Below are 14,469 nucleotides of genomic sequence, written 5' to 3'. Positions count from 1 at the left end.
GCCCCGGGCGGCCGCCCCGCGAGCCGCCGCCCCGCCCCCAAGGGCAGGACCAGGGCCCGCACCATCCGCCTGGGCAGCCCGCGGCCGCGCCTGCGCATGGTCAGCCTCGGCCTCACGCTGGTGATGCTGGCCTTCGTCGTACGGCTGCTGCAGGTACAGGCCGTCGACGCGAGCGCGTACGCCGCCAAGGCGGAGAAGAACCGCTACTTCACGCACACCCTGGCCGCCGAGCGCGGGCGCATCACGGATCGCGGCGGCGTCGAGATGGCCGCCAGCGTGGACGCGTACGACATCACGGCGGACCCCACGCTGTTCACGCCGAAGGAGATGAAGACCAAGGACGCGCCCGAGCAGGCGGCCGCGCTCCTGGCGCCGATCCTCGGCAAGGACACCGCCGAGATCACCAAGAAGCTCAAGACCCCGGACACACGCTACGTCCTGCTCGCCCGCCGCCAGACCCCCCAGGTGTGGAAGCAGATCAAGGACCTGCGCGGCGCGCTCGCCGAGCGGGCGGGCGCGGACCCGGCCTCCCCGAACGTGCTGGCCGGCGTCCTGGCCGACCCGAGCAGCAAGCGGGTCTACCCGAACGACGGTCTCGGCGCCGGGATACTGGGCTGGGTCAACTCCGACGGCAAGGGCGCGGGCGGCCTGGAGGCGCAGCTCGACAAGCAGCTGGCGGGCGAGGACGGCAAGATCCGCTACGCCCAGTCCGGCGGCCGCCGGGTGCCGACCGCGGGCTCCACGGAGACGCCCGCCGTGCCCGGCTCCGACGTCGAGCTCACCATCGACCGCGACATCCAGTGGGCCGCGCAGAACGCCATCAGCGAGCAGGTCAAGAAGTCCAAGGCGGACCGCGGCTACGTGATAGTGCAGGACACGCAGACCGGCGAGGTCCTGGCCATGGCCAATGCCCCCGGCTTCGACCCGAACGACCTCTCGCAGGCCAACGGCGCGGCCCTCGGCAACGCCGCCCTCCAGGACGCCTTCGAGCCCGGCTCCACCGCCAAGGTCATGTCGATGGCCGCCGTACTGGAGGAGAAGGCGGCCACGCCCGGCACGCGCGTGACGGTGCCCAACCGGCTGCACCGCGGCGACCGCCTCTTCCAGGACGACATCGACCACCCCACCTGGCACCTGACGCTCAACGGCGTCCTCGCCAAGTCCTCCAACATCGGCACGATCCTCGCCACCGGCGAACTGGGCAAGACGCAGAAGGAGGCCAACAAGACCCTCTACTCGTATCTGCGCAAGTTCGGCCTCGGCAAGGAGACCGGGCTCGACTTCCCCGGCGAGACGTCCGGCATCCTCGCGCGCCCCGACAAGTGGTCCACCTCGCAGCAGTTCACGATCCCCTTCGGCCAGGGCGTCTCCATCAACGCCATGCAGGCCGCCTCGGTCTACTCGACCATCGCCAACGGGGGCGTACGCATCGAACCCACCCTGGTGCGCGGCACGAAGGGACCGGACGGCCGCTTCACGCCCGCGGCCAAGCCGAAGAAGAGCCGGGTCGTCAGCGACGAGACCGCCAAGACCGTGGCGAAGATGCTGGAGTCCGTCGTCGACGACGAGGAGGGCACCGGCACCAAGGCCCGCATCCCCGGCTACCGCGTCGCGGGCAAGACCGGTACGGCCAACCGGGTCGATCCGGAGACCGGCCGCTACAAGGGCTACACCTCGTCCTTCGCCGGCTTCGCGCCCGCCGACAAGCCGCGCGTCACGGTCTACTGCGCGATCCAGAACGCCACCAAGGGCAGCTACTTCGGCGGCCAGATCTGCGGCCCCATCTACAAGGAAGTCATGGAGTTCGCCCTCAAGACGCTCCAAGTCCCGCCCACCGGAAGCGGCCCGGCCCGCCTGCCGGTGACCTTCCAGCCCTGAGACCGACCAGGAACGACCCGTGACAACGATCACCCCCGACCCGGGGAACCGCCGCCCGGCACGCCCCTCACTTCGCTCCGAGAGGGGTACGCCCGGTACGCTCACCGCCGTGCCACACGCTGATCAGTCCCAAACCACCCAGAAGGGCGTTCCCGTGACATATCCGGGACCGCCGCGGCCGGACCGGGTCTCCCCGACCTCGTTGACCGAGCTCGCAGGCCAGCTGGGCGTCGCCGCCCCGGGCAGTGCGCAGATCACGGGCATCACGCACGACTCGCGGGCCGTGCGCCCGGGCGACATCTACGCCGCGTTGCCCGGTGCCCGCATGCACGGCGCCGACTTCGTCGCGCAGGCCGCCGACCTCGGTGCCGCCGCGGTGCTCACCGACCCGACGGGCGCCGAGCGCGCCGCCGCCACCGGTCTGCCGGTCCTGGTCGTCGACGACCCGCGCGGCAGCATGGGCGAGCTGGCGGCGACGGTCTACGGCCATCCCGGCCGCGACCTGCTGCAGATCGGCATCACCGGCACGTCCGGGAAGACCACGACCGCGTACCTCATCGAGGGCGGCCTCAAGGGCGTCCGCTCGACCGGCCTGATCGGTACGGTCGAGATGCGCATCGGCGACGAGCGCATCAAGTCGGAGCGGACGACCCCCGAAGCCACCGATCTGCAGGCGCTGTTCGCGGTGATGCGCGAGCGCGGCGTCGACGCGGTCGCCATGGAGGTCTCCAGCCACGCGCTGGTGCTCGGGCGGGTGGACGGCTGCGTCTTCGACGTCGCCGTCTTCAACAACCTCAGCCCGGAGCACATGGAGTTCCACTCCGGCATGGAGGACTACTTCCAGGCCAAGGCGCAGTTGTTCACCAAGCACCGTTCGCGCCTCGGCGTGGTCAACTTCGACGACGAGTACGGGCGCCGGCTCATCACCGAGTCGGAGGTGCCCGTCACCACCTTCTCCGCCGAGGGCCACCCCGACGCCGACTGGCGCGCCGAGGACGTCGAGGTCGGCCCGCTCGACTCGACCTTCGTCGCGGTCGGCCCCAAGGGCGAGCGGATCACAGCCAAGTCGCCGCTCGCGGGCCCGTTCAACGTCGCCAACACCCTCGCCGCGATCGTCTCGCTGGCCGTCGCGGGCATCGACCCGCAGCTGGCCGCCGACGGCGTCGGCGCGGTGCCCGGCGTGCCGGGCCGCCTGGAGCGCATCGACGCGGGCCAGCCCTACCTCGCCGTCGTCGACTACGCCCACAAGACGGACGCCGTCGAATCGGTCCTGCGCGCCCTGCGCAAGGTCACCGAGGGCAAGCTGCACATCGTGCTCGGCTGCGGCGGCGACCGGGACAAGACCAAGCGGATGCCGATGGGCGCGGCCGCGGCCCGCCTCGCCGACACCGCCGTACTGACTTCCGACAACCCCCGTGGCGAGGACCCCCTCGCGATCCTCGCCACGATGCTCGCCGGCGCCGCCGACGTGCCGGCCCACGAGCGCGGCGACGTCGCCGTCTTCGAGGACCGGGCCGCCGCCATCCGCGCCGCCGTCGTCCGCGCCCGGCCGGGCGACACCGTCCTGGTCGCGGGCAAGGGCCACGAGCAGGGACAGGACATCGCCGGGGTGGTGCGTCCCTTCGACGACCGCCAGGTGCTTCGCGAAGCTATCCAGCAAACCCAGGGATGAAGTTGTGATCGCCCTCTCCCTCGCCGAGATCGCCACCGTCGTCGGCGGGCAGACGTACGACATACCGGATCCGGCCGTATCGGTCACCGGATCCGTCGTCCGGGACTCCCGTGAGGTGGAGCCCGGCAGCCTCTTCGTCGCCTTCGTCGGCGAGCGCGTCGACGGCCACGACTACGCGGCCGACGTGGTCGCCGCGGGCGCGGTCGCCGTGCTCGCGTCGCGGCCCGTCGGCGTGCCCGCCATCGTCGTCGACGACGTGCAGGCGGCCCTCGGCGCCCTCGCGCGCCACGTCGTGGAGCGGCTCGGCGCCGTCACGGTGGCGCTGACGGGCTCGGTCGGCAAGACCAGCTCCAAGGACCTGCTCGCGCAGGTGCTCCAGCGCAAGGCGCCCACGGTCTTCACGCCCGGCTCGTTCAACAACGAGATCGGCCTGCCGCTGACCGCGCTCAGCGCCACCGACGAGACGCGCTTCCTCATCCTGGAGATGGGAGCGCGCGGAATCGGCCATATCCAGTACCTCACCGGACTCACCCCGCCGAAGATCGGCCTCGTCCTGAACGTCGGCACCGCCCACATCGGCGAGTTCGGCGGACGCGAGCAGATCGCGGTCGCGAAGGGTGAGCTGGTGGAGTCGCTGCCCGCGGACGGGGCCGCCGTCCTCAACGCCGACGACCCCCTCGTCCGTGCGATGGCTTCCCGCACGAAGGCGCGCGTCCTCCTCTTCGGAGAGTCCGACGACGCCGACGTACGTGCGGAAAATGTCCGTCTCACAGAGAACGGACAGCCCGCTTTTACGCTGCACACACCCTCCGGGTGCAGCGACGTGACCTTGCGGCTGTACGGTGAGCACCACGTGTCGAACGCGCTTGCCGCGGCCGCCGTCGCCCATGAGCTGGGCATGTCCGTGGACGAGATCGCCCTCGCGCTCTCCGAGGCGGGCACGCTGTCCCGCTGGCGGATGGAGGTCACCGAGCGCCCGGACGGCGTGACGGTCGTCAACGACGCCTACAACGCGAACCCCGAGTCCATGCGAGCCGCCCTGCGCGCGCTCGTGGCCATGGGCAAGGGGCGTCGTACGTGGGCGGTGCTCGGTCACATGGCCGAGCTCGGGGACGAGGGGCTCGCCGAGCACGACGCGGTCGGACGCCTTGCCGTCCGGCTCAACGTGAGCAAGCTCGTGGCAGTCGGGGGCAGGGAAGCGTCCTGGCTCCAACTGGGCGCATACAACGAGGGTTCGTGGGGTGAGGAGTCGGTGCACGTGTCCGACGCACAGGCGGCGATCGACCTGCTGCGCAGCGAGCTGCGCGCGGGAGACGTCGTGCTGGTGAAGGCGTCCAGATCGGTCGGTCTCGAGCGGGTCGCCACGGCGCTGCTCGACGACGCCGCGGTGTCTTCTGAGGGGCAGGTCTCCGGCCGATGAGGCAGATCCTCTTCGCGGGTGTGATCGGGCTCTTCCTGACCCTGGTCGGTACCCCGCTGCTGATCAAGCTCCTGGCCCGCAAGGGCTACGGCCAGTTCATCCGGGACGACGGCCCGCGCGAGCACCACAGCAAGCGCGGTACGCCGACCATGGGTGGCATCGCCTTCATCCTGGCGACGCTCATCGCCTACTTCCTCACGAAGGTCATCACCGGCACGGAGACGACGCTCTCCGGCCTCCTGGTGCTCTTCCTGATGGCGGGCATGGGTCTCGTCGGATTCCTCGACGACTACATCAAGATCGTCAAGCAGCGTTCGCTCGGTCTGCGCGCCAAGGCGAAGATGGCCGGTCAGCTGATCGTCGGCATCGGCTTCGCCGTGCTCGCGCTCAACTGGCCGGACAACCGCAACCAGACCCCGGCCTCCACCAAGCTGTCGTTCGTCACGGACTTCGGCTGGTCGATCGGCCCGGTCCTGTTCGTGGTCTGGGCGCTGTTCATGATCCTCGCGATGTCGAACGGCGTGAACCTCACCGACGGTCTGGACGGCCTCGCCACCGGTGCCTCCGTGATGGTCTTCGGCGCCTACACCTTCATCGGTGTCTGGCAGTACCAGGAGTCCTGCGCCAACGCGGTCACGCTGACCAACCCCCAGGCGTGTTTCGAGGTGAGAGACCCGCTCGACCTCGCGGTGGTCGCCTCCGCGCTCATGGGCGCCTGCTTCGGCTTCCTGTGGTGGAACACCTCGCCCGCCAAGATCTTCATGGGCGACACCGGCTCGCTCGCCCTCGGCGGCGCGCTCGCCGGCCTCGCGATCTGCTCCCGCACGGAGCTGCTCCTCGCGCTGCTCGGCGGCCTCTTCGTGATGATCACCATGTCGGTCGTCATCCAGGTCGGCTCGTTCAAGCTGACCGGGAAGCGCGTCTTCCGGATGGCGCCACTGCAGCACCACTTCGAACTCAAGGGGTGGTCCGAAGTCCTTGTGGTGGTCCGCTTCTGGATCATCCAGGGCATGTGCGTGATCGTCGGTCTCGGTCTCTTCTACGCGGGATGGGCAGCCGAAAAGTGACCACTGTGTCCGAGTGGCAGGGCAAGAGCATCACCGTCGCCGGTCTCGGCGTGAGCGGCATCAGCGCCGCTCGCGCCCTGGCCGGCCTCGGCGCGACGGTGACCGTCGTGGACGGCGGTTCTTCGGAGGCGCACGAGGAGCGTGCCGCCGCGCTGAAGGGCGAGGGCATCTCCGTACGGCTGGGGGACGCGCAGACGCTTCCCCGGGGCACCGACCTGGTGGTCACCTCGCCCGGCTGGAAGCCCTCGTCGCCGCTCTTCGCGGCGGCCGCGGACGCGGGCGTGGACGTCGTCGGAGACGTCGAGATCGCCTGGCGCCTGCGCGGCCCCGGCGCGGCACCCTGGCTCGCCATCACGGGCACCAACGGCAAGACCACGACCACCCAGATGCTCGCCTCGATCCTGACGGCGGGCGGTCTGCGCACGGCGGCCGTGGGCAACATCGGCACCCCGATCGTGGACGTGATCCTGGAGGGCGACGACGCGTACGACGTGCTCGCCGTCGAGCTCTCCTCGTACCAGCTGCACTGGGCGCCCTCGCTGCGCGCCCACTCCGCGGCCGTCCTGAACCTCGCGCCGGACCACCTCGACTGGCACGGCTCCATGGAGGCGTACGCCGCCGACAAGGGCCGCATCTACGAGGGCAACCAGGTCGCCTGCGTCTACAACGTCTCCGACAAGGCGACCGAGGACCTGGTCCGCGAGGCCGACGTCGAAGAGGGCTGCCGCGCCATCGGTTTCACGCTGAATGCGCCCGCGCCCTCGCAACTGGGCGTCGTGGACGGCATCCTGGTCGACCGTGCCTTCGTGCCGGACCGCCAGAAGCAGGCCCAGGAGCTCGCGGAGATCTCCGATGTCCAGCCGCCCGCGCCGCACAACATCGCCAACGCGCTGGCCGCGGCCGCCCTCGCCCGCGCCTTCGGCGTGCAGGCGACGGCCGTCCGCGACGGCCTGCGGGCCTTCCGCCCGGACGCCCACCGCATCGAGCACGTCGCCGACGTCGAGGGCGTCGCGTACGTCGACGACTCCAAGGCCACCAACACCCACGCCGCAGAGGCGTCGTTGGCGGCGTACGAGTCGATCGTCTGGATCGCGGGCGGGCTCGCCAAGGGCGCCACCTTCGACGGGCTCGTCGGGAACGCGGCGAAGCGGCTGCGCGGCGCCGTCCTCATCGGCGCCGACCGTGAACTGATCCGTGAAGCCCTTGCGCGACACGCGCCCGAGGTCCCGGTCGTCGACCTCGACCGGACCGACACTGGGGCGATGTCCGAGGCGGTACGGCGGGCGGCGGAGCTGGCGCAGCCGGGGGACACCGTGCTGATGGCTCCGGCCTGTGCGTCGATGGACATGTTCACCAACTACAACAAGCGTGGTGAAGCGTTCGCGGACGCCGTCCGCGAGCTCGGCTCCACGAGCGCCTGACCGGGCTTTCCGTCCGGCGGGGCGCCGGGCACACCCTTGGGAGGGGAACGTGGCCAGGTCTTCCGTGCGGGTCGCAAAACGACCGGCTCCGGTACGCGCCAGAGGTGCCTCCCACCCTCCGGGCGAGAGCGGGCCCAGGCGGCTCTACAACAGGGCACGCAAGGCCTGGGACAGGCCGCTCACCGCGTACTACCTCATCTTCGGCAGCAGCCTGCTGATCACCGTGCTCGGCCTGGTGATGGTCTACTCGGCCTCGATGATCCAGGCGCTGCAGCTGAACCTGCCCGCCTCCTACTTCTTCCGCAAGCAGTTCGTGGCGGCCGTGCTCGGCACGATCCTGCTCCTGGTCGCCATGCGGATGCCGATCAAACTGCACCGGGCGCTCGCCTACCCGATCCTCGCGGTGACCGTCTTCCTGATGGCCCTCGTGCAGATCCCGGGGATAGGGCGCAGCGTCAACGGCAACCAGAACTGGATCTACCTGGGCGGCCCGTTCCAGCTCCAGCCCAGTGAGTTCGGCAAGCTCGCCCTGGTCCTGTGGGGCGCCGACCTGCTCGCGCGCAAGCACGACAAGCGGCTCCTGACCCAGTGGAAACACATGCTGGTGCCGCTCGTCCCCGTCGCCTTCATGCTGCTCGGACTCATCATGCTCGGCGGCGACATGGGCACGGCGATCATCCTCACCGCGATCCTCTTCGGACTGCTCTGGCTGGCCGGAGCGCCCACCCGGCTCTTCGCGGGGGTGCTCAGCGTCGCGGCGCTGCTCGGTGTGATTCTCATCAAGACCAGCCCCAACCGCATGGCCAGGCTCGGCTGCATCGGCGCCACGGATCCGGGGCCCGGAGACCAGTGCTGGCAGGCCGTGCACGGGATCTATGCCCTGGCCTCCGGCGGATTCTTCGGTTCCGGACTCGGCGCGAGTGTGGAAAAATGGGGTCAACTGCCTGAACCGCACACCGACTTCATCTTCGCCATCACCGGGGAGGAACTCGGCCTGGCAGGGACACTGTCGGTGCTCGCTCTGTTCGCGGCTCTAGGCTATGCGGGTATCCGCGTGGCCGGACGCACGGAGGACCCCTTCGTGAGGTATGCCGCGGGAGGTGTGACCACCTGGATCACGGCGCAGGCCGTGGTCAACGTCGGTGCGGTGCTCGGTCTGCTGCCGATCGCCGGTGTCCCGCTCCCGCTGTTCTCCTACGGGGGTTCGGCCCTGCTGCCGACCATGTTCGCCATCGGACTCCTCATCGCCTTCGCGCGATCGGACCCGGCGGCGAAGGCGGCCCTGGCCATGCGGCAACCTCGGGTGAGATGGAACACGATGCGACGGCGCGTCAAGGCGCGTTCGTCCGGAGAGCGGTGAATTTCGGTGCATGTCGTACTCGCCGGTGGGGGGACCGCCGGCCACATCGAGCCCGCGCTCGCCCTCGCGGACGCCCTGCGGAGGCAGGACCCGACCGTGGGCATCACGGCCCTGGGCACGGAGCGTGGACTCGAGACCCGGCTCGTACCCGAGCGGGGCTACGAACTCGCGCTGATCCCGGCCGTCCCGCTGCCGCGCAAGCCCACCCCTGAACTGATCACCGTCCCGGGGCGGCTGCGCGGCACCATCAAGGCGGCCGAGCAGATCCTGGAGCGCACCAAGGCGGACTGCGTCGTCGGCTTCGGCGGCTACGTGGCCCTGCCCGGCTACCTCGCGGCCAAGCGGACCGGGACGCCGATCGTCGTGCACGAGGCCAACGCGCGCCCCGGCCTCGCCAACAAGATCGGTTCGCGGTACGCCCACGGGGTGGCCGTCGCCACCCCCGACAGCAAGCTGCGCAACTCCCGGTACATCGGCATCCCGTTGCGGCACACCATCGCCACGCTGGACCGGGCCCGGGTCCGTCCGGAGGCGCGTGCCGCCTTCGGCCTCGACCCCAACCTGCCGACGCTGCTCGTCTCCGGCGGCTCGCAGGGCGCCCGGCGGCTCAACGAGGTCGTCCAGCAGGTCGCTCCGGTGCTGCAGCGCGCGGGAATCCAGATCCTGCACGCGGTCGGCCCGAAGAACGAATTGCCGCAGGTGCAGCAGATGCCGGGGATGCCCCCTTACATCCCGGTACCGTACGTGGACCGGATGGACCTCGCGTACGCCGCTGCCGACATGATGCTCTGCCGCGCGGGCGCGATGACCGTGGCCGAACTCTCCGCCGTCGGGCTCCCCGCCGCGTACGTCCCGCTGCCGATCGGCAACGGCGAACAGCGGCTCAACGCCCAGCCGGTGGTCAAGGCGGGCGGCGGACTGCTGGTCGACGACGCGGAACTGACGCCCGAATGGGTCCAGGGCAACGTCCTGCCCGTGCTCGCCGACCCGCACCGGCTGTACGAGATGTCCCGCGCGGCCTCGGAGTTCGGCCGCAGGGACGCCGACGAGCTGCTCGTCGGCATGGTGTACGAGGCGATTGCGTCACGCCGCAACGCGTGAGAAGGCAGGGGACCGTGGCCGGACCGACCACCGCCGAACGGCAGCAGAGGAAGTCCGGCCCGCCCCGCCCGCAGCGCATGCGCCTGCGCCGCCCCAGGCTGCCGCGTTCGCGCACTCTGATCATCGTTCTGGTGCTCGTCGTACTGCTCGGCGCCGGGGCGGTCTGGGCGCTCTACGGCTCGCAGTGGCTCCGTCTGGAGCGCGTGAAGACGTCGGGAACCCGCGTCCTGACGCCCGAAGAGGTCCGTGAGGCGGCCGACGCTCCCGTCGGGGCACCACTGATTTCGGTCGATACGGATGCGCTCGAAGACCGGCTGCGCTCGAAATTGCCCCGAATTGACTCGGTTGATGTCGTCCGCTCCTGGCCGCACGCAATCGGACTCAAAGTGACGGAACGCAAGCCGGTTCTGCTCATCGAAAAGGGCGGAAAGTTCGTCGAAGTGGACGCCGAGGGAGTGCGATTCGCCACGGTCGGACGCGCGCCCCGGGGAGTCCCGAAGCTCGAAATGCGCGTGGACCGTGAGAGCGCGGCGGCGAGTCTGCGCCGTTTCGGCACCGACCGCCTGCTGCGCGAGGCGGTCCGGGTCGCCGGTGACCTGCCCGAAGCGGTCGCCCGCGATACCCGGAACGTCAAGGTCCGTTCGTACGACTCCATCTCGCTGGAGTTGAGGGGCGGGCGCACCGTCGACTGGGGCAGTGGCGAGAAGGGGCGGTCCAAGGCCACTACCCTCACCGCGCTCATGAAAGCGGCACCCAAGGCACGGCACTTCGACGTGAGTGTCCCCACCGCGCCCGCATCGTCCGGAAGTTGACGCATATCGCCGCAGGCCAGCACCCTGGTTCGGCAGCGCTATGGCTGATCACATAGGGTGAAAAGAAAAACGGGAGGTTCGGCGTGTTCGTTGAACGTGCGCCACTTGTCGACTTAGTGTCCTGTTCGGAAGAGTCCAAGGAACAGACACACTGGTAACCCTAAACTTCAGCGTTAGGGTTCGGGTCGGCGTTCGGACCGTCCCATTCGGCATCAGTCGCCGCATCGCATCGATGCGAAACGGCGACACGTAACTCGAGGCGAGAGGCCTTCGACGTGGCAGCACCGCAGAACTACCTCGCAGTCATCAAAGTCATCGGTGTCGGCGGCGGTGGTGTCAATGCCATCAACCGGATGATCGAGGTCGGTCTCAAGGGCGTCGAGTTCATCGCCATCAACACCGACGCGCAAGCCCTGTTGATGAGCGACGCCGACGTCAAACTCGACGTGGGCCGTGAACTCACCCGCGGACTCGGCGCCGGCGCCAACCCGGCCGTCGGCCGCAAGGCCGCAGAGGACCACCGCGAGGAGATCGAGGAGGTCCTCAAGGGGGCCGACATGGTCTTCGTCACCGCCGGCGAAGGCGGCGGCACCGGCACCGGCGGCGCACCCGTCGTCGCCAACATCGCGCGCTCGCTCGGCGCCCTCACCATCGGCGTGGTCACCCGGCCCTTCACCTTCGAAGGCCGCCGCCGTGCCAACCAGGCCGAGGACGGCATCGCGGAGCTGCGCGAAGAGGTCGACACCCTCATCGTCATCCCCAACGACCGGCTCCTGTCCATCTCGGACCGCCAGGTCTCCGTCCTCGACGCGTTCAAGTCGGCGGACCAGGTCCTGCTCTCCGGTGTCCAGGGCATCACCGACCTCATCACCACGCCCGGCCTGATCAACCTCGACTTCGCCGACGTCAAGTCGGTCATGTCCGAGGCCGGATCGGCGCTCATGGGCATCGGCTCGGCCCGCGGCGACGACCGTGCGGTGGCCGCCGCCGAGATGGCGATCTCCTCGCCGCTCCTCGAGGCGTCCATCGACGGCGCCCGCGGTGTGCTGCTCTCCATCTCCGGTGGCTCGGACCTCGGCCTCTTCGAGATCAACGAAGCGGCCCAACTGGTCAGCGAGGCGGCACACCCCGAGGCGAACATCATCTTCGGTGCGGTCATCGACGACGCACTCGGCGACGAGGTCAGGGTCACCGTCATCGCGGCGGGCTTCGACGGCGGACAGCCACCGTCCAAGCGGGACAACGTCCTCGGCTCGGCATCGTCCGGCTCCACCAAGCGCGAGGAGCCCGCGACGCCCGCCCGGCCCGCCGAATCGTCCCGCCCGGCCTTCGGTGGTCTCGGTTCCGTCACCCCGCGCGACGAGCCCGCCACCCCGGAGCCCGCGGAAGCGGCTCCGGCGAGCGAGGCCCCGTCCGCTCCCTCGGCCCCGCCGCAGGTTCCGCCGGCCCGTCCCTACCAGGACAGCCAGGCCGAAGAGCTGGACGTGCCGGACTTCTTGAAGTGATAAGCAAGCACAGCACCGTGAGCGGCGCGCACTTCGCCTTCACCGACAGGTGGGGCGGGGTGAGCGCCGTTCCGTACGAAGAGCTCAACCTCGGCGGCGCGGTCGGTGACGACCCCGGGGCCGTGCGCACCAACCGCACGCTCGCCGCCAAGTCCCTGGACATCGACCCGGTCCGGGTCGTCTGGATGAACCAGGTGCACGGCCGCGATGTCGCGGTGGTCGACGGTCCTTGGCACTCGGACGCCGAGATCCCGTCCGTCGACGCGGTGGTGACGGCCCGCAGGGGCCTCGCACTCGCGGTCCTCACCGCCGACTGCACCCCCGTTCTGCTCGCCGACCCGGTGGCCGGCGTGGCCGCCGCGGCGCACGCGGGCCGTCCGGGCATGGTGGCGGGCGTCGTGCCCGCCACCGTCGAGGCCATGGTGCGGCTCGGCGCGGAGCCCGGCCGCATCGTCGCCCGCACCGGTCCGGCGGTCTGCGGGCGTTGTTACGAAGTGCCGGAAGCGATGCGCGCCGATGTCGCCGCCGTCGAGCCCGCGGCGTACGCCGAAACGAGTTGGGGCACGCCCGCGGTCGACGTGACCGCCGGAGTGCACGCCCAGCTGCAGCGGCTCGGGGTGTGCGACCGGGAGCAGTCGCCGGTGTGCACCCTGGAGTCCGGTGACCATTTCTCGTACCGCAGGGACCGGACCACCGGTCGCCTCGCGGGCTATGTCTGGCTGGACTGATAGGGCATGACGGAGCGAAAGTCTCAACTCGCGGCAAACCTCGCGCAGGTCGAGGAGCGCATCGCCGCGGCGTGCGCCGCGGCCGGGCGCAAGCGGGAAGAAGTGACCCTGATCGTGGTCACGAAGACGTATCCCGCGAGCGATGTGCGGATCCTGTCCGAACTCGGTGTGCGGCACGTCGCGGAGAACCGTGACCAGGACGCTGCGCCGAAGGCGGCCGAGTGCGCGGACCTGCCGCTCAGCTGGCACTTCGTGGGGCAGCTGCAGACCAACAAGGTCCGTTCCGTGGTCGGTTACGCCGACGTGGTGCAGTCCGTGGACCGTCCCAGGCTCGTCACGGCTCTTTCGACGGCCGCGGTGCGCGCGGAGCGCGAGCTCGGCTGCCTGATCCAGGTCGCGCTCGACGCGGAGGAGAACGGCCGGGGCGAGCGCGGGGGCGTGGGCCCGGGCGGAACCGAAGAGTTGGCCGACCTCGTGGCCGGGGCGCCGGGACTGCGGCTCGATGGTCTGATGACCGTCGCGCCGCTCACCGGACCGTACGCGGGTCGGCAACAGGCGGCGTTCGAGCGGTTGATGGAATTCTCAACCCTCATGCGCGCGGCTCATCCTGCTGCGAACATGGTCTCGGCAGGGATGAGTGCGGACCTCGAACAGGCTGTTGCGGCCGGGGCGACACATGTGCGCGTCGGAACGGCGGTACTCGGAGTCCGACCCGGGCTCGGGTAACGTCGCCAAGAAGTCGGACCACAGCAGAAAATATGGTCATTCTCGCTGTTGGGCGGGGATACCTCGTGGATCGCGAGCAGTTGGTGACGACAGCCGATCCACCACAGAGCGGAGGACTCAGAGCATGGCCGGCGCGATGCGCAAGATGGCGGTCTACCTCGGCCTCGTGGAGGACGATGGGTACGACGGTCCGGGGTTCGACCCCGATGACGAGTTCGAACCCGAGCCGGAGCCCGAGCGTGACCGCAGGAGGCACGAACCCTCGCATCAGTCGCACCAGTCCCACCAGTCACAAAGGGACGAATCGGTACGAGTGGTGCAGCCGCCCGCCCCGCGGGAACCGGCGGCCCATTCCGCTTCGCTAGCCGCGGAATCGGGACGTCCGGCACGTATCGCCCCCGTGGCATCCATCACACCTGAACGCCAGAGCCTGGAGAAGAACGCACCGGTGATCATGCCCAAGGTCGTGTCCGAGCGGGAGCCCTACCGCATCACCACATTGCACCCCCGGACCTACAACGAGGCCCGTACCATCGGGGAACACTTCCGTGAAGGCACTCCGGTGATCATGAATCTGACGGAGATGGACGACACGGACGCGAAGCGACTTGTCGACTTTGCCGCCGGTCTGGTCTTCGGCCTGCATGGCAGCATTGAGCGAGTGACGCAGAAGGTGTTCCTGTTGTCGCCTGCTAACGTCGATGTAACGGCGGAGGACAAGGCTCGCATCGCAGAGGGCGGGTTCTTCAACCAGAGCTGAGACGCAGTGATGCAGCAGA

At 69.8% G+C, this 14,469-nt stretch carries 12 protein-coding genes; all 12 read left to right on the top strand.

What is annotated here, in order from left to right:
- A partial coding sequence (locus AOK03_RS12240) for a peptidoglycan D,D-transpeptidase FtsI family protein (RefSeq protein WP_244177579.1) occupies nt 1-1,878 on the top strand: 1,878 nt, incomplete at its 5' end.
- A gap of 19 nt (nt 1,879-1,897) precedes the next feature.
- Entirely contained in the window at nt 1,898-3,550 is a 1,653-nt protein-coding gene (locus AOK03_RS12235) for a UDP-N-acetylmuramoyl-L-alanyl-D-glutamate--2,6-diaminopimelate ligase (RefSeq protein WP_079074665.1), read from the top strand.
- 4 nt (nt 3,551-3,554) lie between these two features.
- Nucleotides 3,555-4,970, top strand: coding sequence for a UDP-N-acetylmuramoyl-tripeptide--D-alanyl-D-alanine ligase (locus tag AOK03_RS12230; protein ID WP_055565240.1), 1,416 nt, complete (start codon nt 3,555-3,557; stop codon nt 4,968-4,970).
- Nucleotides 4,967-6,037, top strand: a complete 1,071-nt coding sequence (gene mraY, locus AOK03_RS12225; protein ID WP_055565239.1) for a phospho-N-acetylmuramoyl-pentapeptide-transferase — start codon at nt 4,967-4,969, stop codon at nt 6,035-6,037. The genes AOK03_RS12230 and mraY overlap by 4 nt, the downstream gene beginning before the upstream one ends.
- Nucleotides 6,038-6,042: 5 nt before the next feature.
- Nucleotides 6,043-7,458: a UDP-N-acetylmuramoyl-L-alanine--D-glutamate ligase gene (gene murD / locus AOK03_RS12220; RefSeq protein WP_244177580.1), complete on the top strand. Its 1,416-nt coding sequence runs from the start codon at nt 6,043-6,045 to the stop codon at nt 7,456-7,458.
- Between the two features lie 49 nt (nt 7,459-7,507).
- The gene (gene ftsW / locus AOK03_RS12215; RefSeq protein ID WP_055565237.1) at nt 7,508-8,818 is read left to right on the top strand and encodes a putative lipid II flippase FtsW; all 1,311 of its coding nucleotides are present in this window, start codon (nt 7,508-7,510) and stop codon (nt 8,816-8,818) included.
- 6 nt (nt 8,819-8,824) lie between these two features.
- A complete protein-coding gene (murG, locus tag AOK03_RS12210) occupies nt 8,825-9,919 on the top strand; it encodes an undecaprenyldiphospho-muramoylpentapeptide beta-N-acetylglucosaminyltransferase (protein WP_055565236.1) in 1,095 nt (364 codons plus the stop codon).
- Nucleotides 9,920-9,933: 14 nt separating this feature from the next.
- On the top strand, nt 9,934-10,731 hold the full coding sequence (locus AOK03_RS12205; RefSeq protein WP_055565235.1) for a cell division protein FtsQ/DivIB: 798 nt from the start codon (nt 9,934-9,936) through the stop codon (nt 10,729-10,731).
- A 275-nt stretch (nt 10,732-11,006) separates the two neighbouring features.
- Nucleotides 11,007-12,236 (top strand): cell division protein FtsZ, encoded by a 1,230-nt coding sequence (gene ftsZ / locus AOK03_RS12200; protein ID WP_055565234.1) that lies wholly within the window; start codon nt 11,007-11,009, stop codon nt 12,234-12,236.
- Between the two features lie 17 nt (nt 12,237-12,253).
- Nucleotides 12,254-12,964 (top strand): peptidoglycan editing factor PgeF, encoded by a 711-nt coding sequence (gene pgeF, locus AOK03_RS12195; protein WP_425264374.1) that lies wholly within the window; start codon nt 12,254-12,256, stop codon nt 12,962-12,964.
- A 6-nt stretch (nt 12,965-12,970) separates the two neighbouring features.
- Nucleotides 12,971-13,690, top strand: a complete 720-nt coding sequence (locus tag AOK03_RS12190) for a YggS family pyridoxal phosphate-dependent enzyme (RefSeq protein ID WP_055565232.1) — start codon at nt 12,971-12,973, stop codon at nt 13,688-13,690.
- 124 nt (nt 13,691-13,814) lie between these two features.
- On the top strand, nt 13,815-14,450 hold the full coding sequence (locus tag AOK03_RS12185) for a cell division protein SepF (RefSeq protein WP_055565231.1): 636 nt from the start codon (nt 13,815-13,817) through the stop codon (nt 14,448-14,450).
- The last annotated feature ends 19 nt before the right edge of the window (nt 14,451-14,469 follow it).

This window comes from Streptomyces atriruber (assembly GCF_001418325.1).
GTDB lineage: Bacteria > Actinomycetota > Actinomycetes > Streptomycetales > Streptomycetaceae > Streptomyces > Streptomyces atriruber.
The sequence above is the reverse complement of the archived record's forward strand: the minus strand, read 5'-3'. Positions and strand labels throughout refer to the sequence as shown.

Coding starts and splice junctions, on each gene's coding strand:
- AOK03_RS12185 (WP_055565231.1), top strand. CDS start 13,815: ATGGCCGGCGCGATGCGCAAGATGGCGGTCTACCTCGGCCTCGTGGAG.
- AOK03_RS12190 (WP_055565232.1), top strand. CDS start 12,971: ATGACGGAGCGAAAGTCTCAACTCGCGGCAAACCTCGCGCAGGTCGAG.
- mraY (WP_055565239.1), top strand. CDS start 4,967: ATGAGGCAGATCCTCTTCGCGGGTGTGATCGGGCTCTTCCTGACCCTG.